We start from the raw sequence: 24,038 nt of genomic DNA, 5'->3' as shown, positions 1-24,038 counted from the left end.
TTCTTCTCCTTTTCAGTCAACACCTATTGCTACATGATAGAAAACAAACCTTTAATATCATTTCACTGATAGGATAGTCCCCTGCACCCAATCTCAAACTTAAACTCCTACTACTTGTATATAACTACGATCACACTGGACGGTTCTTCATCTTAAATAAAATTTGCGATTCATTGTTTGTCTACGATGATAGGACATCCCTTCGTTTCACTAGTGGATGTCTCTTAAGAAAAGTGCTCCCTTACATCGTTAGTTCACAGCTTGAATCTTAATTTCAGATGCTACTGATGTACGAACAAATCTCCAAATAATACATTAATTCCTATACACACAATAATACTTGTGTGTATAGCTAATCCAATTACAAAATTCACTTCTGAAATTCCAATTTTGAGGCTTTAATCATTTGGTGAAAGCAGTGTCTGACTCGCGTCCTACTGTGAATAAAACTATTTCTTAACTCTTTTACCTCTTATTTTTCCTCTGCAAGGTCTGTCCAACTATTGAAATATCTTGTAATTAAGGATTATCATTGGTTAATGTCTATCCATCTTTCTTACGATGCATTAGATCATTCTTAAATCTTGTTCTAGTACTTATGTTCTGTTTTGAGAACAACCACTCTCCTTAATCTGCTGCATAAAGCGACCAACCTTTATGATCCAACAAAATTAGTATAAAAGGAATTGGCTCTCTTCCATTACATTTACTTATGTATCCATAATAATCATTCGTTTTACTAATATAAATGCTATTGATATAATACGTACAATAAAAAATGAAGGGTTCTAGTAGAGATGGAAGAAAAAGAATGGGTATCACAACAAGAAAATATGCGAACGCTTGCTAACAAAACTGTATTTAAAGATGGGGTTAAAGATGGAATACCTATCGGAATTGGGTATTTTGCTGTTGCATTTTCATTGGGGATTACCGTTAGAAATGCTGGGATGTCCGCTTTTCAAGGCTTTTTGATGAGTCTGTTAAATAATGCTTCTGCTGGACAATATGCCGCTTTGGTTGTGATTGCAGCTAAAAGCTCTTATTTAGAATTGGCATTGGTTACATTGATTACCAATGCTCGCTATTTATTAATGGGCTGTGCTTTAAGTCAACGTTTATCACCACAAATGCCCTTTAGCCATCGCTTTTTTTTGAGTTTCGACATCACTGATGAGTTATTTGGCTTAATGATCGCACGTTCTGGTTATTTGAATCCTTATTATATGTATGGTGCTGTAACAGCTGCTGCTCCCTGCTGGGCTATTGGCACTGCAATTGGCGTTGTGTCAGGTAATATCCTGCCGCTTCTACTGGTCAGTGCACTAAGTGTGGCTCTGTACGGCATGTTCTTAGCCGTCATTATACCTCCAACGCGTACAAATAAGGTATTGGGTGCTTTGGTGTTAGGAAGTTTTGCTGCTAGTTATGTTACTGCAAAAGCACCGATTATTGCTAACATCTCTAGTGGTTCGCGAACAATTATCCTAACGGTCATTCTTTGTACCTTGGCTGCAATCTTATTTCCAATCAACAAAGAAGGTGAAAGACATGCCTAACATCTATGTATATATTCTGATAATGTCTGTAGTCACCTACAGTGTCCGCCTATTACCATTAACTCTTCTACGAAAACCCATTAAAAACATTTTTATTCAATCCTTTTTACACTATGTGCCTTATGTCACTTTAGCGGTAATGACTTTTCCGGCTATCCTAGAGGTCACCCAAGTTCCCTTAGCCGGTTTATTGGCTTTGCTAGCTGGAAGTCTTGCTGCTTGGTATCAGGGCAATCTTTTCCAAGTAGCCATTGTTTGTTGCGCTACAGTACTTATAGTAGAAGCTTTGCTCATTTAAAAAAGCTTATTCGTCTAGTCAGCAGCTGCTGTCTGTTCGAATAAGCCCTTTTTAGTCTTCTTTCAATAAGCCTTTGAATAAGCCTACTGCGAAATCATTTGGATCAAAAGTTGCCAAATCATCAATTTTTTCACCTAAACCAACTAACTTTACTGGTAAATGCAGTTCATTGCGAATTGCCAAGACAATCCCCCCCTTTGCTGTTCCGTCTAACTTGGTTAAGACCAGCCCAGTTACGTCAGTAGTCTCTTTAAACTGCCGAGCTTGTGACAGAGCGTTTTGCCCAGTAGTTGCATCGACAACTAACAAAACTTCATGAGGTCCCGTCGGATACTCTCGTTGAATCACTCGTTTGATTTTTTCCAGCTCATTCATCAAATTAACTTTGTTTTGCAAACGGCCTGCTGTATCAATCAACAAGACATCATAATTCTCATTTTTGGCTTTTGCTACTGCGTCATAGACAACGGCTGCCGGATCACCCCCAGCATTGCCCCGAACAACTTCTACACTAGAACGTTGCCCCCAAACTACCAGTTGATCAATAGCTCCAGCTCGGAAGGTATCTGCTGCAGCCAGCAAGACTCTCTTTCCTTCTGATTTATACTGATGGGCCAGCTTACCAATACTGGTAGTTTTTCCCGTCCCATTTACACCAACAAATAGAATGATTGATAAACCTTCAGGCTGCAGATTCAATCGGTTATTCTCATCGATCCCTTCAGCTTCATAAATATCTACCAATTTTTCAATGATAACATTCTGAATTTGAGAAGGCTTCTTCGCGTTTTTCAGCTTCACTTCTTGTCGCAAGGAATCAGTCAACTTGATTGCTGTATCAAAGCCTACATCAGCTCCGATCAAAGTCTCCTCTAATTCTTCGAAGAACTCTTCGTCAACTCGGCGGAAACGAGCAAATAATTCGTTCATCCGGTCGCCGAAAGACTTACGCGTTTTTTCTAACCCTTTATCGTATTTTTCTTGAGCTGAGGTTTCAACAGGCTCCAACAATTCTTCTATTACTTCCTGTGTTTCAGTAGGTGCATCTAGCTCTTCTTCTGGCAAAATTTCCGTTGATTGAGATTCCTCCACAAGTGTTTCTTCTGCGTCCTCAGTCTCTAGCGTAGGAGCCTCTGGTACTGTTTTCTCAAAAGACTCAGTTAAATCCTTCGTATTCGTTGGAGTATTAGCATCTACAGTTTCCTCAGGCGTCTCATTTGTTTCATTTTCCGCAGTTTGGCTATCAATTTCACTGGTTTCTGTTTCTGGCGATTCATTGGATTCAGGTGTTTCCTGCTCTTCCTTTTTCTCACTCATGAAGGCATTTTTTATTCGATCAAATAGTCCCATCGTTTCCTCCTAGTTCAAAACAAATTTTTCGATGGCTAAAGCAACACCATCGGCTTGGTTGGTAGCTGTAACGTGATCGGCTGCAGTCTTTACATCTTCCGTAGCATTTTCCATTGCTACGCCTATTCCAGCATATTCAATCATTGGTAAATCATTGGCTTCATCACCTAACGTTAACATTTCACTAGCACTGATTCCCAACTCTTTGCCTAAAACTTCTAAGCCATATGCCTTCGTGACACCATTGGGCATGAATTCCAGTAAGTTAGGACGTGTTTTGCAAACTTCATAACGTTCGATATATTCTACCGGAATTTCAGCCATTTTTTCATCTAAATAGTCAACATCGATTGCTGCAACTACTTTATTGTACAAAGTATTATCAGTTAATTCTTCAATTACTACCGGAAAGTAAGTAACTTTTTTATTCATAGTTGGGTATAAAGAAGTATGTTTTGGAGCAGTAGCAAGCTGTAGACAACGAGCATCTGACAAAATATCCATCGGTAAAGGCAGCTCAGTGAATAGATCATAAATATCTTGAACTTGTTCTAAATCTAGCGCTGTTTTCCCTAATAAATCACCCGTATTATTTTTTTGAATTAGCCCGCCGTTAAAGGTAATAGAGTAATCTCCCTCTTCCATCAAATTCAATTCTTCTAAATAATCACCAATAGCAATTAAAGGTCGGCCGGTACAAACAACAATTTTTACGCCTTGTTCTTTGGCTTTGGCCAAAGCTTGTTTATTTTTATCAGAAATCGTTTTGGCATCCGTTAGTAATGTGCCGTCTAAATCAATTGCTACTAATTTTATCATGGGACTGTTCCTCTCCAGTTTCAAATTTTCCACCTTCATTTACCTGTTCCAGACGAACCGAGATAATCTTCGATACACCGGATTCCTGCATGGTAACCCCATACAAAACATCTGCCGCTTCCATCGTTCCCTTACGATGGGTAACAACAATAAATTGAGTATCATCTTCAAATGAACTTAAATAGCGGCCAAAACGTGAAACGTTCGCTTCATCCAAAGCTGCTTCCACTTCATCGAGTACACAAAACGGCACTGGTCGAACTTGGATAATTGAAAACAGTAAAGCAATTGCAGTCAATGCTCGTTCTCCACCTGAAAGCAAGGATAAGCTTTGCAGCTTCTTGCCTGGAGGCTGGGCTTCAATTTCAATACCAGTATTCAACAAATCATTTGGGTCCGTCAGCAATAGTTCTGCCCGACCGCCGCCAAACATGTTAGGAAAAACTTGCTTGAATTGTTCACGAATCGCCTGGAAAGTGGTGTAAAAACGTGATTTTACTTCATCATCCATTTCATCCATCGTTTCAAACAATTGTTCCTTGGCTGATAAGAGATCATCTCTTTGAGTGGTTAAAAAATCATAACGTTCTTCTACCTGCTCATATTGCTCAATCGCATTCAGGTTGACGGGACCTAATTTTTCAATTGCTTGCTTCAAGCGCGTTACTTCCTGTTGAGCCGGATCAACATCAATCGTCACATCTGCCATTTCTTCAGCTGCTACAAAGCTCAAGCTGTATTCTTCCTGCAAGTAATCCAGTTCATTATCTAATTGCAATTCTAAACGATTTTTTTGTACGTCAGCCTGTGATTGACGGGCCAACAACTCCTTTTGTTCACGGTTTGCCAGTGTCAGCTCCCCATCAGCCTGATCCACTTGCTGCTGCAATCCTTGACGAGTTTGCTTCCAATCAGTCAATTGATTAACCAATTCTCCATGGGCTGCTTCTAACTCTGTTAAACGCTCATTCAAACTGTCCACTGTTTCTTCATGGGTCGAAGAATCATTTGATAAAGCCAGCAATTGGTTCTCTAAACTTTCCATTTCATTTACCAGCACAGTTAGTTGCTGGTGCTGCATGATTTGCTGCTGATTTAAATGATTCAACTGTTCTTCCATTACTGCGCGATCCGCCTGCAATCCGCTTAATTGGGTAGCCAAAGTAGTACGTCGTTCCTCCAGCAGATCACTTTCCTGATTTAATTGCTTAATTTCCTGATCAATCCGCTGTTGTTCAGCTTGTAATTGTTCAGCTTGCGCTTCTAATTGCGTTTTTTGCTCCTGATATTCGTTCAAAAAATGATCTAATTCTTTTGCTTCATAAGAAAAGAGGGATTGCTCTTTTTTCAAACGAGTTAATTCAGTTTCCAAACGCTCTAGTTCACTTTGCGCCTCTTGATAGGTTAAACGAGTTTGCTCTCCATTGGTACGTAAGGCTTCAATTTGAGCCGCTTGTTCTTGAATTGATTGCTGCATTTGCTTTACCAAGAGCTCTTTATTTTTTAAGTCACGATTGAGTTCTTCATAACGCTTCGTCAATGTGGTTAATTCGTGACCTTGATTAAACAGATTTCCTCGATTCCCTTGCTTAGTCGCTCCCCCGGTCATAGAACCACCAGCATTCATAACGTCGCCTTCTAAGGAAACAATCCGAACTTGATAATGCAGCTGCTTTGCTAATTGGTTCGCACTATCTAAGTCTTGCGCAATAACAATACCACCTAGCAGGTTTTCCATAACTGTTGAAACTTTTTGCTCAAAGGAAACCAACTGGCTGGCTACGCCGATAAAACCCTCGTGCTCTTTGATAGCCTGATAATGATGATTTGCCAGACTACGTGGTTTAATTGTTGTCAAAGGCAAGAAAGTTGCACGTCCGCTGCGCTGCTGACGTAAATAGGTGATTCCCTTACGTGCATCTGCTTCATTCTCCACAACAACATGTTGTGCTGCTGCTCCTAAAGCCGTTTCAATTGCCAACGCATATTTCTGAGGTACTTCCATCAGCTCAGCTACCGCTCCAACTACACCTGAAAGCTTGTCTTTGTGCTGTAAGACACTGCGTACTCCTTGATAGAAGCCACTGTAATTTTCTTGAATTTCTTGCAGGCTCTTCTTGCGGGCACGTACTTGCTGTACTTGATTCATCAGTTCATACATTAATTGTTGCTCATGCTGCAGACGTTTTTGCTGCTTGGCAGTTTCTTCTGTCAATTGGCGGTATTGTTGTTGTTCGTCAGTCAACTGAGTTCCAACTGTTTCTGCTCGCTCCTGAGCCGCTTGTTGTTTTGTCTGTATTTCTTTTAGCTGAGTCTGTAAAGCTTCAAAACGAGAGACACTTTGCTGATTCTTAGCAGTTTCCTGAGTATATTGACGTTCTAGGTACTTCAATTCATTGCTAACATTTGCCTGCTCTTGCATCAGTTCGACATAAGTGCCTCGTAAGTCTTCCAATACTTCTTTGGTTGATTTTTGGTACTTAATCGCTTCTGCTGTTAACTGCTGAATTTCAGCATCTAATGTTGCTTTTTCTCTTTGCTTTTGCTGCTGTTGCACCTCTAGCTGTTGAATTGATGCTTCAACTGCAGCTTGCTTTTCTTGGTTTTGATCCAATGATGCTTGATACTCTTCGCTGGTTTTTTGCGTATTTTTCGATCGCTCACTTAACAGCTCTTTTTGTCCTTCGGTCTGTTTCAACGCTTCAGTTAAATGCAGCAGCTGCTGTTGACCATTTTCCAGCTTTTCATCTAGCTTGCCACGTTTTTCACGCAGTAGTCCTAGTTGTTCTTCCGTTCGACGAATAAACTGGGAGCGTTCCTCAACCGTTGCCGAAAGACTTTCAAATTCCTGGCAGGCAATCTCCCAAGCTTGTTTGTTTGCTTTGATTTTTGCCACTGTTAAACTGACATCCGTTTCAGTCAGCTGTTCTTTTAAGTTCAAAAATTCTTTGGCTGCCTCACTTTGAGCTGCTAAAGGGGTCAATTGATCTTCCAGCTCATAAATAATGTCTTGAACACGGTTCAAATTGTCTTCTGTTTCAAACAATTTTTGTTCCGCTTTGCGTTTACGCTGTTTGTATTTCAGCACTCCTGCAGCTTCTTCAAAAATCCCTCGGCGATCTTCGGGCTTGCTGCTGAAAATTGCCTCAACTTTACCTTGAGAAATGATTGAAAAAGATTCTTTACCTAAACCGGAGTCCATAAACAAATCCTGAATATCCTTTAAACGGCAAGCTTTTTTATTGATGAAAAAATCACTTTCTCCCGTTCGACGGTAGCGCCGGGTAACACTGACTTCGCTAAAATCCAAAGGCAAATAGTGATCTGTATTATCCAAAACAACGGTAACTTCAGCAATATTCAATTGTTTTCTTGCTTCTGAACCTGCGAAAATGATATCCGGCATTTTGCCGCCTCGCAGGCTTTTTGCTGATTGTTCTCCTAATACCCAACGAATGGCTTCAGTTATATTGCTTTTCCCACTGCCATTGGGTCCAATTACTGCTGTTACACCTGTTTCGAATTCAATTTTGGTGCGTTCAGCAAAGGATTTAAATCCAGCTATTTCTATACGTTTCAAATACACGAAAGGTGGTACCTCCAATTATGCTTTAAGAGCTGCCAAGGCCTTAGCTGCAGCATCTTGTTCTGCTAGTTTCTTTGATTTGCCTTTTCCAGAACCGATCATCCGATCATCCACATATACTTCAATCGTAAATGTTCGTTCGTGAGCCGGGCCTTCTTCACTAACTAAGCGATAGTCAATCGTCACATCACCGCTTTTTTGCAAAACTTCCTGCAAACGGGTTTTGTGATCCATTTCTCGGGTAAATTCCCCAGCTTCAATTCTTGGGAAAATAACTGACTGAATAAATCTCAAAGCGGCTTCATACCCTTGATCTAAATATAAAGCACCTAGAAAAGATTCAAATAGGTCGCATAACAATGATGCGCGATTACGACCACCAGAGTTCTCCTCACCTTTACCTAACCATACGTATTGATCAAAATGACATTCTTTTGCAAACTTAGCCAAGCTGTCTTCACGCACAATTGCCGAACGCAACTTTGTTAATTTACCTTCTGGCACATCTGGGTATTGACGATACAAGTAATGAGAAACTTGCAGTTCTAATACAGCATCTCCTAAAAATTCTAAACGTTCGTTATCAGAAAGCTGCATATTGCGATGCTCATTGACATAGGACGAATGAGTAAAAGCTTGTTCTAGTAACGTGACATCTTGGAAGACAATGCCGTAGCGTTCTTTTAGCTCGTTGATCAATTGCGTATCCATTGGCTACATTCCTTTTTTAAAGTTTTACATCACGATCTATTATACTGTTTTTTGGTAAATTTTTAAATGAGAAGTGATAATAGTAAGAAAAACTTGAAAAACGAAGAAATTTTTCTGCTGCGAATAAGTAGTCCCAAATTTTTTTCAAAAAACTACAAAGTTTCTATTTACAATAAAATTACTTATGTTACAATATCATTACAAAAACATTAAGGAGTGGTTACTTTGAAAAAATGGTTATTGTTAGGTGCGTGTGTGTTGGCTTTTCCTATGACTGTTAACGCTGAATCAACTGAAGTAAATGGAAATGGAGCAGTTTTAGCGGCTCAAGAAGAAACGGTTATATCTACAGAGGACAGCAGCCAAACAACAACATCAACTGAGCTCACTAATGATTCAAAAAATACAGGAACAAGCGGCTCTGCAACAGAGCAGGAACCAATCGTACCTGCTACTGAAGAACAAAACCAATCTTCTGTTGAAAAGGTTTCTGGAAAAAAGGCTGAAGATATCCAAAAAGAAGTCATCAAGGGTATTGAAAAGGATTCAGGGATTAAAGCAACTAAAGAACAATCAGCCAATATTAGCGCTCAACAATGGCGTGAAGCTCTATACGAAATTGGTGGAAACTTACTATCTAAAGAAGAAATTGATGGCTACACTGATCAGCAATTATTGGATGCTCAAACCTTATTTGAGCGTTATAACTACGACACCGTTGGTATGGATGCTAGTAGCTTTGCTCGGTTGTTAAGAGCGTTATACCAGGATAAAACAATTTCTTATGATGAAGCGGCTAAGGCCTTAGCTTTTAATCCCAACAATTATAAAAGCAGCCTTGATATGATTTCAGATATCGATCAATTGCAAGCTTACTTAAAAGTAATGTACCCTGCTAACAGTAGCTTTTGGGGAATTCGGGATCTGACAAATGATGAACTAATTGCTATCTTAAAGCAAATTGCACCTTTCCAGCAAAAAATTATTGAAGAACAAGGCAGCTTATGGCCAGGAGTTATTGCCCTAATCTCTAATTATGCTGAAAAAGGATTGCCAGCTACTTCAACTGACCAAAGTGATCATACAAGTACCAGCACATCAGAATCAGCTGGAAACACCGTTAATAATGGAGCTACAACACCTTCCTCTTCTGAAACTCAAACTGTCATTCAAAAGCTGTTGCCAAAAACTGGTGAACAAAAAACAACTTGGATGATTGTTATCGGCTTAGTGATCATTGGGGCTGTAGCCTATATCTGGCTACGAAAAATTCGTCCCCGTCATTAATTTTTTTATTCAACCTAAACAGGACTAGTAGTTGGATAAACCTAAAAAAGATCGTTCACAAGTTGCGAACGATCTTCTCTTATGATAAAAACTCATGGTATAAACGTTCCACGTTTTGATAAAAGATTTTCTCACGCTCACTAGCAGAGAATCCTGCTTCTCGTAAAGCCTGCTCGATTTTTTCAATTGACCGAATATCCGATAACTCCGGATGCTCTTCAATCCCATCGAAATCTGATCCAAGACCCACACATTCTATGCCGCCAATTTGAGTGAAATGTTGAATATGATGCATTAGGCCTTCGATAAGCGATTGCTGACTGTTTGACGGACGAATAAAAGCTTCGTAATAATTCATACCAATTACTCCACCCCGATCACCAATTCCACGAATCAGTTCATCTGATAAATTACGGGGATGATTACAAACTGATCGAGCATTAGAGTGGCTAGCTACAAAGGGGCGTTTAGTATACATTAAAACATCCCGTACTAATTGATCTGAACCATGAGATACATCAATGATCATTCCCAGTTCTTCCATACGTTGGACAATTTTTATTCCGATTTCTGTTAATCCCTTTTGTTTGGTATCCAATGTTTGTAACGCGTCATTCCAATAAAGTGCATTCGGAAACCCAATTTCATTCTCAAAATTCCAGGTTAAGGTCAACATACGTACGCCCAAATCATAGAACTCCTCCAGCCGATCTAAACGGCCAGCTAGCGGCGCCCCCTCTTCCATCGTCAGAAGTGCACTTAAACGCCCTGCTGCCTGATTTTCTTCATACTCAGCCATCGTGGTAATTGGTCGAATCAAGTCAGTATTTTTCCCCATTTCGGTATGATAGCAGGCTATCATTTCGCGACAGACCTGATAGGGATCATCTACCTCGTCCAAAGGAATAAACATTGCAAAGTTTTGCAGAACGGTTGGACTCTCCTTCATCCGAAATAAATCAATTTGAAAATTGTTTTCTCTTAGTTCAGTACCTGTTGCCTGATAGATTTTCATGATCGTATCACAGTGCATATCAATCGCTCTCATTTTTCCTCCTCAACGAAAAAACGCAAAATCCTGCGATTCTGCGTCTTTACTCTTATCCTTGATTTTCCATAATGTAGTCAACTGCAGCACCAACGGTTTCGATTCTTTCTGCATCTTCATCAGAAATTTCTGTACCAAATTCATCCTCTAATTCCAGAACAAATTCCATAATACTGATTGAATCTGCATTTAAATCATCCTTGATGCTTAACTCAGATGTTACTTTGTCTTTGTCTAATTCAAAATGATTTGAGATAATCTCAGCTACTTTGCCGAATACTTCCTCACGCGTCAACAACATTCACCTCCATACGATTAACATTTATTTCCTATTCAAATACCAGAAGGTCAATGTACATTTTACTTTTGTTTCAAGGGTTTGTCTACCTTTTTCGGCAAATTCCCCTGACAGACCACTTATTGCTCTTGTTCAAAGAACTGGACCAATTGACCAACAACGTCGGTTTTTAGCATCGTATGAATCTGTGTAATCGTATGAGAAACCGCTTCAGGACCTGTCGATCCATGCGTTTTAATGACTGGCGCTTTTAGACCAAATAGAACGGCTCCACCATGGGAGGAATAATCTAATTTGTCCTTCAGACCGTACAATGTATCTTTTAGCAGCAGTGCGCCCAGTTTGCCTTTGGTTCCAGCCTCATTGATGCTTCCTTTAATTAATTGCATTAACCCCATCGCTGTACCTTCAATAGTTTTCAAAACAGCATTCCCAGTGAAACCATCCGTTACGACTACATCAGCTGCACCAGTTAATAATTCACGTGCTTCAATATTGCCGATAAAGTTGATACTTTCTTCCGCCTCAAGCAACTGGTAAGCCTGCTTAGTCAGCTCGCTGCCCTTAGTTTCTTCCGTTCCATTATTCAAAAGTCCAACTCGTGGGTTTTGAATACCGCGAACATGCTTTGCATAAAAAGACCCTAAGATGGCATACTGATGCAAATGTTCTGGTTTATTTTCAGCGTTGGCACCAAGGTCCAGCATATCAAAGCCTTGATCACTAGCTAAAACTGGCATAGTGGACATCAAACCTGGTCGTTCAATATTTTTGATTCGTCCGACTACAAACAATCCTGCTGCTAATAGTGCTCCTGTATTCCCAGCTGAAAAAATTGCATCAGCTTTGCCGTCTTTAACCGCTTGTGCTGCTAATACCATTGAAGCTGTTTTCTTGCGGCGAATAGCCTTTACTGGTTCATCGTCACTATTGATTTTTTCATCGGTATGAATAATAGTAATATTCGTTTCATCCGTTACGTATTGACGGATTTCGTCTTCTTTTCCATATAATTGAAACTCAATCTCTGGATGATTTTTCTTTGCCAGCATAACACCTTCCACAATGGCTTGTGGAGCAAAGTCGCCACCCATCGCATCAACTGCGATTTTCATTTGAGCGTCACTCCTTTAATTTTTATTTTAGTATAGCACACTAATCAAAATAAGTTTCATGCGCGCTAGTGGGTTGAATTACTTGATCCAACGGTGAATATTCTGGCTGCTGCTGCCATTTCTCTACGTTCCAGATAGCAGCGGCTTCTTGTCTTGCTACCTCCAGTACATTGGCATCATTCACCAAATCCGCAATAACAAATTGAGGCAGACCTGACTGTCGGAACCCAAACACTTCCCCGGGGCCGCGTAATTCTAGATCTTTTTCACTCAAGACGAACCCATTATTAGTTTCTGTCATAATTTTCATTCGTTCTTTTCCTAGTTCATTTTTCGGACTAGCTACTAGAATACAATAAGAAGCTTCTGACCCTCGTCCTACTCGACCGCGTAACTGATGCAATTGAGCTAAGCCAAAGCGTTCAGCATCCATAATAAACATTACCGTCGCATTTGGTACATTTACTCCAACCTCAATTACGGTTGTAGAAACTAGAATTTGACTTTGATTATCTTTAAATTCTTCCATAATGGCTTCTTTTTCAACATTTTTCATTTTTCCATGCAGCAAGCTGACCTGATAATCAGGGGCATAGAAATCTTTAAGCTGTTCATAAATTTCTGTCGCATTTTGCACATCTAAAGCTTCCGATTCTTCAATCAATGGACAAATAACATAAATCTGGTGCCCCTGCTGCAGCTCCTGCCGTGCCCAATCCAATGTAGGATCCAACTGTTTGGGTTTTATCCAGCTCGTCTTCACCGGAATCCGCCCGGCCGGCATCTGATCAATGATGGAAACATCCATTTCACCATAAGCTGTGATAGCTAACGTCCGCGGAATTGGTGTTGCTGTCATAAATAGAACATCAGGATGAAGCCCTTTTTCCCGTAATACCTTTCGCTGATTGACTCCAAATCGATGCTGTTCATCAGTAATGACCAAACCTAGATGAGCGAATTGAACATTGTCCTGGATTAACGCATGAGTTCCTACAATTACATCAATTTCTCCATTAGCAAGAGCTTCTAAGATCACCTTACGCTCACGAGTTTTAGTGGAACCCGTCAGTAGAGCAATGCTCACTTCCAATGGATCAAATAACTGAGTTAAACTTTCCAAATGCTGCTGAGCCAATATTTCTGTCGGCACCATCAAAGCTCCTTGAAATCCGGCAGTCATCGCCGCATACAATGCAATTGCTGCGACAACTGTTTTCCCACTCCCTACATCGCCTTGTAGTAAACGCTGCATGTGATTTTTACTGCGCAGATCATAACAAATCTCGTTAGTAACCCTTTTTTGAGCATCAGTTAATTCAAAGGGCAAACTTTGGGTGAATTGTTTCAAACGCTGCACATCATAACGAATTGCAATCCCATTTTTTTCACTGCGTTCACTATTTTTCAATCCCTGCATCCGCATTTGGAATAAGAAAAATTCTTCAAAAACTACTCGGCGTTTGGCTTGATGACTTTCTTCTGGATTTCTGGGAAAATGCATCGCATACATTGCTTTTTTGCGGGAAATTAAACGATATTTTTCTAATAAATAGACCGGCAGGTTTTCCGGAACTTCGGCTCCATATTTTTCGAAGGCTACCTTAATTAGTTCAATCAATGTACTTTGCCGTACCGATTTTGATACATGATAAATAGGTGCAAAGTCTTCCGTTTGTTTACCCCCGAGAATTTTCATTCCTGTCAATGATTTACGTCTAGCATCCCATTTGCCGTATACGGCTATTTCTTCACCAACTTCAGCTTTATCTTTTAAATAAGGCTGATTGAAAAAGGAAACCGTAAAAACGGCATGATCCTGCATCATTCGAAATTGAAGCCGGCTCTTTTTGTACCCAAAACGGTTCAGCACTGGGGCAGAAACTACAACTCCCTTTAGCGTAACTTTTTCTTGATCATTAATCTCTAATAAATTCTTTTCTTGGATATCTTCATAACGAAAAGGATAATAGCTCAGTAGGTCTTCAATCGTAAGAATTCCCAGCTCCGCCAGATTTTGTGCCCGCTTCGGCCCCACTCCAGGTAAAACACTGACACTTTCCTGCAAAGTCATGCAATTCCTCCTTTCATAAAGCAATTGGTTGTAAGAGAAAAAGAGACCGGGAAATCCCGGCCTCTTTTGTTTATTCAGCTGAAAGCAAATAAGGATAGACCGGTTGATTTCCTTCATGAATTTCAACTTCTAAATCGTCATCCATAGCTTCGATCGCTTCTGCTAATTGTTGTGCTTGTACTTTGGTTCCTTCTTCACCATAGATGATCGTAATGATCTCAATGTCAGCAGTAATCATCTGTTTTAAGGTGTCCAAGGTCGTTTGGTACAAATCAGGCTCTGACAGAACAATTTTACCATCAATCATCCCCAGGTAATCACCTTCATGGATTTCTACACCATCAATAGATGTATCACGAATCGCATTAGTGATTTGTCCGCTGATTACGGAATCAAGAATATCGGTCATTGCTTTTTTATTATCTTCTAAGCTTTGTTCTTCATTGAAGGCCAGCATTGCGGTCATTCCTTGAGAAATGGTCTTGCTTGGTACTACGGCTACAGGAATATCAGCAACTTCTGCTGCTTGGTCCGCGGCCATAAAAATATTTTTATTATTTGGTAGAACAATTACTTGATCTGCATTGACTTCTTTAACAGCTTTTAAAATGTCCTCAGTACTTGGGTTCATTGTTTGTCCACCACTGATCACGTAAGACACACCTAAACTCTCAAATAGATTTTTAACACCTTCGCCAGCAGAAATAGCAATCACTGCATAAGGTTTGCGTTCAGGCGTTGTTCCTTCGAACTCTGCTACCTGTTCGTCGTGTTCCAGAATATTCTCATGCTGTACACGCATATTGTCAACTTTGATTTTTACTAAAGAACCAAATTTTTGACCATAATTCATTACTTCGCCGGGATGTTCTGTATGTACGTGAACTTTGACAATTTCATCATCGTTTACGACCAATAAAGAATCTCCAATTCCGTCTAGATAATTACGGAAAGTATCATAATCAAATTCGCTGTCTACCGTTGGGCCTTGGCCTAATTGAACCATAATTTCGGTACAGTAACCGAATTTAATATCCTCAGTTGCCATATGTCCTTGAACACTGCGATGATGTTCAGCATTCACCATTTCATCCATCTCAGCAGGACTTGGTTCATAACTCTCATCAGAGAAATATTCGCCGTTTAAAGCACTTAAAAATCCTTCATAGATAAACAGCAGACCTTGACCGCCGCTGTCTACTACGCCAACTTCCTTAAGAACCGGCAGCATCTCTGGTGTTTTATCCAATGCGCGCTTGCCGTACTTCACAACAGCCTCTAATACTTCAATTACGTCATCGGTTTGTTTCGCCTTACGATCGCCGGCTTTTGCTGCTTCACGAGCTACGGTTAAAATGGTTCCTTCAACCGGCTTCATAACAGCTTTATATGCTGTTTCCACACCGTGAACCAGTGCTTTTGCCAAGTCTTGGGCATTTAAAGTTACGACATCAGGAATTTCTTTAGAAAAACCACGGAATAATTGCGACAAAATAACCCCTGAATTGCCGCGAGCTCCCATTAATAATCCCTTGGCTAATACGTTAGCTAATTCGCCAACCTTTTCCGAAGGGGAATTAACTACCGCAGTCGCTCCGCTAGTCATAGATAAATTCATATTGGTTCCAGTATCGCCATCGGGAACTGGAAAGACATTTAATGAGTTGACATACTCTGCATTAGCTTGCAGACGCTTAGCGCCAGCCTCTACCATTTCTTGGAATTGGCTCGCGCTGATTTCTGTTACCTTCACTTAGATAATCCTCCTTAAGAACACTGCCTAGTCTGGCAGTACACGTACACCTTGGACAAATACATTCACTGAGTTGGCTTTGACACCTAGTAACGTTTCAAGATTGTATTTTACTTTTTCTTGTACGTTGCGAGACACTTCAGAAATTTTTGTTCCATAGCTGACGATTGTATACACATCAACCGCGATACCATTTTCTTCTTGACGCACGACAACTCCGCGGGAATAGTTTTCTTTACGTAAAATTTCAGTAATATTGTCTTTGATTTGTTTTTTGCTTGCCATACCGACAATTCCAAAAACGTCGGTTACTGCACCGCCTACTACTGTTGCGATGACTTCGTTTGAAATCTCAATCATGCCTGTTTGGGTATTAATCTTCACAGCCATTGTTGTTAGCCTCCTTAAATAGGCCTAATCGCCCACTTTTTCTACTATAATATTCTATCATAGCCCCCATGCAAATAAAAGGAAGTTCGACTAAAAGCCCTTCATCTGTACTTGCAACTTTTACCTGTTTGAGCTAACATTGTCTAATTTACCTGCAAAAAGCCGTCTTGTCAATCTTTCTTAGAAAATATGCTTGCTATTTTATTTCTTTTGTGCTAAATTATTTTAGTATGAGCCTACGAAGCGCTCCAATATCAAGGCAAAAGGAGGAAACAAAACATGGCAAAAGTTTGCTATTTCACTGGTCGTAAAACAAGCAGCGGCAACAACCGTTCACACGCTATGAATGCTACAAAACGTACTGTAAAACCTAATTTACAAAAAGTTCGCGTAATGATCGACGGCAAACCTAAAAAAGTTTGGGTGTCAACTCGTGCTTTGAAATCTGGAAAAGTTGAGCGCGTTTAATTTCAAATTAATCGAACACAACCAAACCGTTCGACTGAACGGTTTTTTATTTTGTTAAGCAAGCCGCAAAAAGCTGTCTTTATATAGAAGCTTCTTGCGGCTTGCTTTTTTCTTCATAAATTTTTAACACTTCTTTCGGGTGATCTTCTTCTGCATCTGTTTTCATGTATGGTAAACTTTGAGTACTACCTATGTTAGAAATTTGGTGATTTTGTTGAAAAAATATCTTCGTGAAAATCGCTGGTACCTATTAGCCAGCTTTGGTATTCCTTTACTATTAATGATTATTGCTTATTTAACTGTCGGAATTTATCCTGGCTCCAGCCGCAGTGTATTGGCTAGTGATGCCTTTTCGCAATTTTCAAATTTTCATGCTAGCTTTAGAAATATGCTCTTGGGCAAACAGGGTTTGCTTTACACTTGGAACGCCTCAATGGGTTTAAATTACCTTTCATTAGTTTCTTATTATCTAGGCGGTATATTTACGCCACTGGTGATTTTCTTTCCCAATCAGTATATGCCAGATGCCTTATATGTAATCACCTTGCTGAAAATTGGTTCAGCCGGTCTGGCCTTTTGGTTTTATGCTAAAGAGAGCTTTCGTCTACCCGATTGGTCAAAAGTTGCACTAAGTGTCAGCTATGCTTTGATGTCTTTTACTACTGCTCATTCAGAAATTATTATGTGGCTGGACGCCTTTGTTTATCTGCCATTGGTGATTTTAGGAATTAATCGGGTAATGGATAAACGAAAGCCAACTGTTCTTTTTCTTTCCTATTTAATGTTGTTTTTGACCAGCTTTTATATAGGCTTTATGATCGGTATTTTTTCCGTACTATATTTTGCGGCTCGTCTGTTCACCGATTGGAAACGATATAAGAAAAGTCTTTTGCCTTATGGAATCACTTCGTTGTTGGCCGGTTTTGCCTCTATGATTATGATTTTACCAGCTGTGGTGGATCTAAGAACGAATGGGGAAGAACTAACGAAAATAACCCAATTTAAAACTGAAGCAACTGGTTGGTGGGATTTCGTCGCTAAGAATATGGTCGGCGTTTATGATACAACTAAATATGGGTCAATTCCATTTATTTATATTGGTCTGTTTCCGCTAGCACTTTGCTTGTTCTACTTTGTTTCGAAACGGATCCATTGGAAACAAAAAATTCTTTACGGTTCAATTGGCGCACTTTTGATTGCCAGCTTTTATATCGTTCCTATGAATCTGTTTTGGCACGGGATGCATGCACCAAATATGTTCTTATTCCGTTATGCTTACCTACTGTCCTTTTTGATTATTACCTTAGGTGCTTGGGGCTGGGAAAAGCTTACACGGGAAAACAGTATACAGCTAGTTGCTATTTTGTTAATGATAATCGCTATCTTTTCGATTTTTTGGGGCATGAAGGGAAATGATTATAGTTACATTGCCAATCATTCCTTCTATCTATCGTTAGCTTTTCTGGCTGTGTATGCACTTTTAGTTACTGGATATTATCTTAATAAAATACCTGTGAAGATTCTAGCAGTTTTATTCTTGTTACTGATGGGAACAGAAGCCTTTGTTAATGCAGATTCCATGGTTCATGGTATCCTCAATGATTGGAATTACGCGTCCCGTAGTCTGTACACAGATCCCTATCCAAGCATCAAGACATTGGTTAATCAGACACAAGAAGAAAATGACAGCTTTTATCGCTTAGAAAATCTTGATCCAGTTTCTTCGAATGATGCTTTTAACTATGGGTATAGTGGCATCAGCATGTTCTCATCTATTCGCAATCGCCACTCATCTGGCTACTTAGACCAACTTGGTTTTCGTTCGCGAGGAACTAATTTGAATATTCGCTATCCTAATAACACGCTGTTAATGGATTCCTTTACTGGAATTAAGTACAACATTGCTAAAACCGATGATTTAGCTAAATATGGGTTTAACGAGGTAAGCAAAAAGGACGACTATCATTTATATGAAAATGAGTACCAGTTGCCTTTAGCTTTCAAAGCACCTAAAGATGTAACTAAATTGAAGCCATTGCCTAATGATAACTTAGGTACACAAACTCAGTTATATAATGCTTTAGCCGATGAAAACTACCAATATTACCAGTTTCTGCCAATCCAAGAAGTTGGTACAGAGAATGCTATTGTGACTAATACTGGAAATATCATGACTATCGCTGAAGAGGAAAGCAATGTAGCAAAACAGGTTACTTGGCAAGTTCGAGTGCCAGCTAATACACAGGCCTATTTTAGCTTATTCCCTTATGATTTTAGTGAGTTGGAAAGCTCAAGTGCTAGCGTAACTGTTAACGGACGAACTCGGAAAACCCAAATTAATATCAATGGACAATATTATGATTTGGGGTACTACCCGACAGAAACCTACGTAACTTTTACTGCCAGCTTTTATGGTACAAAATCCATCAGCTTCCAAAATCCACAAGTTTTGGCTTTAGATACAGTAGCTTATCATTTAGCCAGCCGCAAGCTTCAGAATAATGGAGTGGAAATGACTGTTGGTAAACACAGTGCCACTGGAACAGTAGAAGCTGATACCGACCAGACATTAGTTACTACCATTCCTTATGACGAAGGCTGGCAAGCAAGAGTAGATGGCAAAAAAGTAAAAATTACCGCTTTTGAAGATGCCTTTGTCAGCATCCCGATTGAAAAAGGTAAACATAGGGTAACCTTTACTTATCTGCCAAAAGGTCTGGCTTCAGGGATTGCTTCTTTCATCATCTCAATTTTACTATTTGTTCTTTATTTGCAATGGCTGAAACGTAAGCCTAAAGTCAAACGCACTAGAGGGGCTCATACAGGACTACCAAAAGAATAATAAAAAGCGGTCAAAGGATTTTTGCCTTCGACCGCTTTTCTATATTTCCACTTTAAAATAAAGAACCAAAAAAAATACCATTAAAGAAAGAAAAACTCATATACATCAAAAACATCGTAATCATACCAATAGGAATCCCTTTTAAGAAAGCAGGGATTGTCGCCATTGACATTCGGTCCAATGCCCCAATATAAGCCAAGCTAAACACAAAGTACATGGCACCATAAATAATTACTTGATACATAAAATCAGCAACATCAACGGCATCTATTCGAGAAAACGTCGCTGTGCTTAACAAGAAAACAACTGTAACCATCATTTTTTTTAACTCTACGGTCAAAAACATTTTACTTTTTGGTGCAAATAACGTGACTCCACTGACTATTAGAGCCAGCCCACCTGCATACACAACTTCCATTACACTTTCAGTTCCTGGAATTCCAACCTCAGTAACTAACAAAACAAATAACAATCCTGCAACGCAGTAGGCCGCATAATTTAATAATCCTGCGTAGGCTACACGAGCCACTGAACTAGGTCTTTCAGCAGGCACGCTTTTTTGCTTGTATTTTTGTGCACAATAACAGGTAAATAAAACACATCCGAAAAATACTAACCGATTCGCTATCATCATTTTACACCCTCCCTGGACTCAATTTTATAAAATTAACCTGCCACTCTATCGATTCCATTTAATATTTAATAACTGATTCCCCTCTTCGCCCAAAACACGATTGCGTAAAAGATAATCAATCAATGGCGTTAAACAATTCATGATTAAAATACTATAGCTGACTCCTTCTTCAGTAACTCCGTAGTAACGAAATAACATGACTAACACGCCGCAACAAAAAGCAAAGAAGTATTCTCCTGCTCTAGTAGATGGGGTAGAGGCATAATCTGTGGCCATAAAGAAAGCGCCAAAAACGGCACCGCCGCCAAAAACATAACCCAGAACAGTCGTTAAATCCGCTGCGAAAAAATTTTGACCATCAAAAACAAAAGCGATTACCGCAATCGTCCCCAGCATAGTCAATGGAATTCGCAAATGAATAATTTTCTTGTACAGCAAGATAGCTCCACCAATCAAAATTAATAAAGTACTTGTTTCACCTAAGCGCCCACCAATATTCCCAATGAAGGTATTGAAAAGTTCTTGACCAGATAAACTGCCTCCTTCATTTAATATAGCCAACGGAGTAGCACTGGAAACAACATCCGGTGTAATTCGACTAAAAGGAGGAGCCGGCCAGCTAATTTCAAACATCTTAGTAAAAAACAGAGCCACCAAAAAGGCACGTCCACCTAGTGCTGGATTAATAAAGTTAAAACCAATTCCACCAAAAAATTCTTTTACCACAATAATAGCAAAAGCTGAACCAATCAGCGGAAAATACCAAGGTGCTGATGGTGGCATGTTAACAGTTAATAAAATAGCTGTAACTACTGCACTCAGATCCCAAGTCAATTCGCGGTTACATAATTTAAACCAAACAATTTTGCAAAGTTGAGCAGTGACAATAGCAATTAAATACAACCCCCAAACACGAATGCCAAAATAATAACCTGCTCCCAACATTGAAGGTACTAAAGCAATAATCATCCACATCATAATATTTCTAGTCGTATTATCTCCACGAATATGAGGATTGGCTTCTGGCGGAGGGAAATTCTTTTGTGCCTCAGCAAAAACTTGAGCACTTTTACCAGAAACATGATCCATCTGTTTTGCATCTTTTTTCATTTTTAAGCCTCCTGTAACAATTCTTCGATTTTACCTGCAGCTGCCGTAATATTTTTTGCTAAATCGCGTCTTGCCGGACAAACGTAGGTACATGCACCACAATTAATACAAGCATCCGCCATCAAATCCTGACAACGTTTGTAATCTCCCGCTCGATAATAAAGATCTAAGTTTTGTGGTTCTAACCGCATCGGACATACTTCAGCACATAGATTGCAACGAATACACGGACTTTCCTCGTAATACATTGCATGCTCTGTATTGATAACCACCAGACCATTGCTTGACTTAGTAATTGGCACTTCCAAAGTATCAATCGCTTGTCCCATCATCGGTCCTCCAACAAATATCTTTCGCGGATCCCCTTCAAAACCCCCACAAAAATCTATCAAATCCCCGGTCAAAGTTCCAATCGGACAAGACACCGTTTGCTTATTTTTGACATCCCCCGTCACTGTACAAAGCCGATTAATTAATGGTTCCTGCCGCTCTACTGCATCTGCCACTGCTGCAGATGTAGCTACATTCATTAAATAGACACCTGAATCTACTGGTAATCCCTCTAGATCTACCTCAACATCTAACAAACCTTCTAGTAATTGCTTTTCACCACCTTGCGGATAACTAGTAGGAACAGCCTCAATAGAAACATCTGTAAACGACTCTGTAACTTCTCGCATTTTTTGAATTGCTTCTGGCTTGTCATCTTCGACAGCGATAATTATTTTTTTAGCACCTAAGATTTTTCTAGCAATTCGGGCACCAGTTAATACTTTTCTGCTTTCCACCTGCATTAATAGATTATCTGCCTCTAAGAAAGGTTCGCATTCTGCTCCATTCAACACAATGGTTTCTACCTCCGCATCATCAACGGTCAACTTAACATGGGTAGGAAAAGTTGCTCCCCCCATCCCTACCACGCCAGCAGCAGACACCCGGTCGATTAATGTCTCCTTAGCCAATGCCTCAAAAGACTCTGCTTGCTTACTTCCCTCAGTTACTTCATTTTCTTCTTTCTTTATCACAATGGTTGGAACTTTATTGCCTGAATTATCTGGCCAGTCCAAAAGATCTATAACTGTTCCAGCTATGGTTGCATGGGTATTCGCACTGACAAAATCTCCTGCCCTTGCAATCAAATCTCCTGCCTTCACACGGTCGCCTACGTCAACTACCAATTCTGGTGGCGCACCAATATGCTGTTGAGTTGGAATATATACCCGTTCAGGGACGAAAGTGACAACTTCGCTTTGTTTAACCTTCCACTTTTCTTTAAACTTTTCCGTTGATGGAGCAAAACTAAATCCCCCGCTAAACTTCCCTGGTGCTGTTCTTCTCATTGTGTTCCTTCCTTGACCTTTTCTCTTTAAGCCAAGAAAAAAAGGCGTTAGATTATTGTTCTACGCCTTTTCCCCATAGGATCTAAAGCGCCGTATCCTTTACCTGCTCCCCTCAGTCTATAGAACTCCAAGAGTATTTTTTAACCTTTTTGGATTACGTGCATGCTTTTTCCTTTTCATCATTTTTATTAAAGCTTTTTTACATCTTGTCTTCAACAACTGGATCTTTTACTAGATTAGCGCCTAAATATCCCGCTGCAAAAGTTAAAACTAATCCCGCTATCATTGTGCAGCAAAAGCTCAGATAGATGCTTGCGAGGTTGCTTGTGCTGCTTCCTCAGCAGTTTGACGAGCTTCTCTAATTGCGTCATCCAATTCACTTTGCGCTTGGTCTAATGAATCTCGGGCATTTCTAATTTGAGATTGTGCTTGACTAGATGCTGTGCGCAATCCATCAACAATATTCCGGGTAGCTTCTTGTGCTTGCTGCTGGTTTAAATCAGTATTAGATTCTACAGCATTAGCAATAGCTTGTTCATTTACTGAGTCGCCGATTATTTTTGAACGATCCTCTAACCTATTTGACAGATTATTAATAACTTGTTCGGAATCATTTGGATCCGTAACAATCTGTTTACTAGCTTCCGTAATTTCATCGGTTGCTTCAGATAATTGATCTCTTAAATAATTTGGCTAAAGCTCTGGAATATCTGTATCTTGTAATACTTGAGATACTTCATTTTGAAGATTTTGGGTATCAACCGAGCTAATATTATCAGAGACTTCCTCAAAGCCTTTAGAAATAGCTTCACCAGTACCAGAGGCAACAGTTTCTACTCCCTCACCAATTGCTGATGTCACATTTCCAAATAAAGAACCCACTGCTGAAAAGGCGCCAATTGTCACATATGATAAAATTGCAATCAACGCAAACACACTAGTAAGCCCAAGTTAAAAAGCCATGCAAGATACCTACTCTTCTTGCTGCAATTCCGGCAACAAAACCGCCGCCAAAGAAAGATAAAACCATAGTCACTACTGTCCAAATAATCACACTCGTTCCAACACCCTTTAAGGGATTGCTGGAAGTTGGCTCAACCACACCGAATCCAATTGCAGAACCGATAAAGAAAAAGTAAATAGAAGTGCAAAGAATGTTACTACTCCTGCAAAAATCGATCCCTACGAAATATTGAAACCAGCTTCTCTTGCATCAGACTGTCAATATCTTCTAAGCCCTCTGTTCATAACAATTCCTGCTCATGTTATTTCAATATATAATCAGTTTAACAATATTTGGATTTTTTTATCAAATAATACGACTTTAAGCATATTTATTGACAAAAATATACAAAA

Annotated in this window: 18 protein-coding genes and 1 pseudogene; 5 read left to right on the top strand and 14 right to left on the bottom strand. The window is 39.7% G+C overall.

The window, feature by feature from the left end; genetic code table 11:
* Positions 1-797: 797 nt before the first annotated feature.
* Positions 798-1,559 (top strand): AzlC family ABC transporter permease, encoded by a 762-nt coding sequence (locus tag IGI46_RS05970; protein WP_429962447.1) that lies wholly within the window; start codon positions 798-800, stop codon positions 1,557-1,559.
* The gene (locus IGI46_RS05965) at positions 1,552-1,857 is read left to right on the top strand and encodes an AzlD domain-containing protein (protein ID WP_429962446.1); all 306 of its coding nucleotides are present in this window, start codon (positions 1,552-1,554) and stop codon (positions 1,855-1,857) included. Before IGI46_RS05970 ends, IGI46_RS05965 begins: the two co-directional genes overlap by 8 nt.
* Positions 1,858-1,908: 51 nt before the next feature.
* Here IGI46_RS05965 and ftsY read toward each other — a convergent pair whose 3' ends face one another.
* Genes ftsY through rnc form a run of 4 tightly spaced genes read right to left on the bottom strand, consistent with a single transcriptional unit; the run spans position 1,909 to position 8,323 of the window.
* Positions 1,909-3,207 carry a signal recognition particle-docking protein FtsY gene (gene ftsY, locus IGI46_RS05960; protein ID WP_429962445.1) on the bottom strand — a complete coding sequence of 433 codons (1,299 nt, stop codon included), beginning with the start codon at positions 3,205-3,207 and terminating at the stop codon, positions 1,909-1,911.
* A gap of 9 nt (positions 3,208-3,216) precedes the next feature.
* A complete protein-coding gene (locus IGI46_RS05955) occupies positions 3,217-4,026 on the bottom strand; it encodes a Cof-type HAD-IIB family hydrolase (protein WP_429962444.1) in 810 nt (269 codons plus the stop codon).
* Positions 4,004-7,612 (bottom strand): chromosome segregation protein SMC, encoded by a 3,609-nt coding sequence (gene smc / locus IGI46_RS05950; protein ID WP_429962443.1) that lies wholly within the window; start codon positions 7,610-7,612, stop codon positions 4,004-4,006. Before smc ends, IGI46_RS05955 begins: the two co-directional genes overlap by 23 nt.
* Before the next feature lie 18 nt (positions 7,613-7,630).
* A complete protein-coding gene (gene rnc, locus IGI46_RS05945; RefSeq protein ID WP_207702487.1) occupies positions 7,631-8,323 on the bottom strand; it encodes a ribonuclease III in 693 nt (230 codons plus the stop codon).
* Positions 8,324-8,548: 225 nt separating this feature from the next.
* On the opposite strand from rnc, the gene IGI46_RS05940 reads away from it, so the two are divergent.
* Positions 8,549-9,610: an LPXTG cell wall anchor domain-containing protein gene (locus tag IGI46_RS05940; protein ID WP_429962442.1), complete on the top strand. Its 1,062-nt coding sequence runs from the start codon at positions 8,549-8,551 to the stop codon at positions 9,608-9,610.
* Positions 9,611-9,689: 79 nt separating this feature from the next.
* Here the strand turns inward: IGI46_RS05940 and IGI46_RS05935 are convergent, their stop codons facing one another.
* From IGI46_RS05935 to IGI46_RS05910, 6 genes are all read right to left on the bottom strand, one after another.
* On the bottom strand, positions 9,690-10,658 hold the full coding sequence (locus IGI46_RS05935) for a dipeptidase (RefSeq protein ID WP_429962441.1): 969 nt from the start codon (positions 10,656-10,658) through the stop codon (positions 9,690-9,692).
* A gap of 52 nt (positions 10,659-10,710) precedes the next feature.
* A complete protein-coding gene (gene acpP, locus IGI46_RS05930; RefSeq protein ID WP_207702484.1) occupies positions 10,711-10,953 on the bottom strand; it encodes an acyl carrier protein in 243 nt (80 codons plus the stop codon).
* Positions 10,954-11,075: 122 nt separating this feature from the next.
* Positions 11,076-12,071: a phosphate acyltransferase PlsX gene (plsX, locus tag IGI46_RS05925; protein WP_207702483.1), complete on the bottom strand. Its 996-nt coding sequence runs from the start codon at positions 12,069-12,071 to the stop codon at positions 11,076-11,078.
* Positions 12,072-12,111: 40 nt separating this feature from the next.
* Positions 12,112-14,145 (bottom strand): ATP-dependent DNA helicase RecG, encoded by a 2,034-nt coding sequence (gene recG / locus IGI46_RS05920; RefSeq protein WP_429962440.1) that lies wholly within the window; start codon positions 14,143-14,145, stop codon positions 12,112-12,114.
* A gap of 70 nt (positions 14,146-14,215) precedes the next feature.
* Complete coding sequence (locus IGI46_RS05915; protein WP_429962439.1) at positions 14,216-15,898, bottom strand: DAK2 domain-containing protein; 1,683 nt, start codon at positions 15,896-15,898, stop codon at positions 14,216-14,218.
* A gap of 27 nt (positions 15,899-15,925) precedes the next feature.
* Positions 15,926-16,288: an Asp23/Gls24 family envelope stress response protein gene (locus IGI46_RS05910; RefSeq protein ID WP_207702480.1), complete on the bottom strand. Its 363-nt coding sequence runs from the start codon at positions 16,286-16,288 to the stop codon at positions 15,926-15,928.
* Positions 16,289-16,567: 279 nt separating this feature from the next.
* Between IGI46_RS05910 and rpmB the strand changes: the two genes are divergently transcribed.
* Together rpmB and IGI46_RS05900 are read left to right on the top strand one after the other, a co-directional pair.
* Positions 16,568-16,756: a 50S ribosomal protein L28 gene (gene rpmB / locus IGI46_RS05905; RefSeq protein ID WP_010756473.1), complete on the top strand. Its 189-nt coding sequence runs from the start codon at positions 16,568-16,570 to the stop codon at positions 16,754-16,756.
* Between the two features lie 214 nt (positions 16,757-16,970).
* A complete protein-coding gene (locus IGI46_RS05900; RefSeq protein ID WP_429962438.1) occupies positions 16,971-19,598 on the top strand; it encodes a YfhO family protein in 2,628 nt (875 codons plus the stop codon).
* A gap of 52 nt (positions 19,599-19,650) precedes the next feature.
* Here IGI46_RS05900 and IGI46_RS05895 read toward each other — a convergent pair whose 3' ends face one another.
* From IGI46_RS05895 to IGI46_RS05880, 4 genes and pseudogenes are all read right to left on the bottom strand, one after another.
* Positions 19,651-20,232 (bottom strand): hypothetical protein, encoded by a 582-nt coding sequence (locus tag IGI46_RS05895; RefSeq protein ID WP_429962437.1) that lies wholly within the window; start codon positions 20,230-20,232, stop codon positions 19,651-19,653.
* Positions 20,233-20,277: 45 nt separating this feature from the next.
* A complete protein-coding gene (locus tag IGI46_RS05890; RefSeq protein ID WP_429962436.1) occupies positions 20,278-21,342 on the bottom strand; it encodes an RnfABCDGE type electron transport complex subunit D in 1,065 nt (354 codons plus the stop codon).
* Between the two features lie 2 nt (positions 21,343-21,344).
* A complete protein-coding gene (gene rsxC / locus IGI46_RS05885; RefSeq protein WP_429962435.1) occupies positions 21,345-22,682 on the bottom strand; it encodes an electron transport complex subunit RsxC in 1,338 nt (445 codons plus the stop codon).
* Positions 22,683-22,881: 199 nt separating this feature from the next.
* Positions 22,882-23,873, bottom strand: a pseudogene (locus tag IGI46_RS05880) (hypothetical protein).
* Positions 23,874-24,038 lie beyond the last annotated feature (165 nt).

Origin of the sequence: Enterococcus sp. AZ163 (assembly GCF_050498925.1) — a bacterium.
Lineage (GTDB): Bacteria > Bacillota > Bacilli > Lactobacillales > Enterococcaceae > Enterococcus_A > Enterococcus_A ferrettii.
This window is presented reverse-complemented; position numbering and strand designations above follow the sequence as displayed.

What these genes read in the sequence shown, in the direction of transcription:
- recG (WP_429962440.1), bottom strand. Translation starts at nt 14,145, where the DNA reads ATGACTTTGCAGGAAAGTGTCAGTGTTTTACCTGGAGTGGGGCCGAAG.
- rsxC (WP_429962435.1), bottom strand. Translation starts at nt 22,682, where the DNA reads ATGAGAAGAACAGCACCAGGGAAGTTTAGCGGGGGATTTAGTTTTGCT.
- ftsY (WP_429962445.1), bottom strand. Translation starts at nt 3,207, where the DNA reads ATGGGACTATTTGATCGAATAAAAAATGCCTTCATGAGTGAGAAAAAG.
- plsX (WP_207702483.1), bottom strand. Translation starts at nt 12,071, where the DNA reads ATGAAAATCGCAGTTGATGCGATGGGTGGCGACTTTGCTCCACAAGCC.
- IGI46_RS05895 (WP_429962437.1), bottom strand. Translation starts at nt 20,232, where the DNA reads ATGATGATAGCGAATCGGTTAGTATTTTTCGGATGTGTTTTATTTACC.
- IGI46_RS05955 (WP_429962444.1), bottom strand. Translation starts at nt 4,026, where the DNA reads ATGATAAAATTAGTAGCAATTGATTTAGACGGCACATTACTAACGGAT.
- IGI46_RS05890 (WP_429962436.1), bottom strand. Translation starts at nt 21,342, where the DNA reads ATGAAAAAAGATGCAAAACAGATGGATCATGTTTCTGGTAAAAGTGCT.
- IGI46_RS05910 (WP_207702480.1), bottom strand. Translation starts at nt 16,288, where the DNA reads ATGGCTGTGAAGATTAATACCCAAACAGGCATGATTGAGATTTCAAAC.
- rnc (WP_207702487.1), bottom strand. Translation starts at nt 8,323, where the DNA reads ATGGATACGCAATTGATCAACGAGCTAAAAGAACGCTACGGCATTGTC.
- IGI46_RS05965 (WP_429962446.1), top strand. Translation starts at nt 1,552, where the DNA reads ATGCCTAACATCTATGTATATATTCTGATAATGTCTGTAGTCACCTAC.
- IGI46_RS05970 (WP_429962447.1), top strand. Translation starts at nt 798, where the DNA reads ATGGAAGAAAAAGAATGGGTATCACAACAAGAAAATATGCGAACGCTT.
- rpmB (WP_010756473.1), top strand. Translation starts at nt 16,568, where the DNA reads ATGGCAAAAGTTTGCTATTTCACTGGTCGTAAAACAAGCAGCGGCAAC.
- IGI46_RS05935 (WP_429962441.1), bottom strand. Translation starts at nt 10,658, where the DNA reads ATGAGAGCGATTGATATGCACTGTGATACGATCATGAAAATCTATCAG.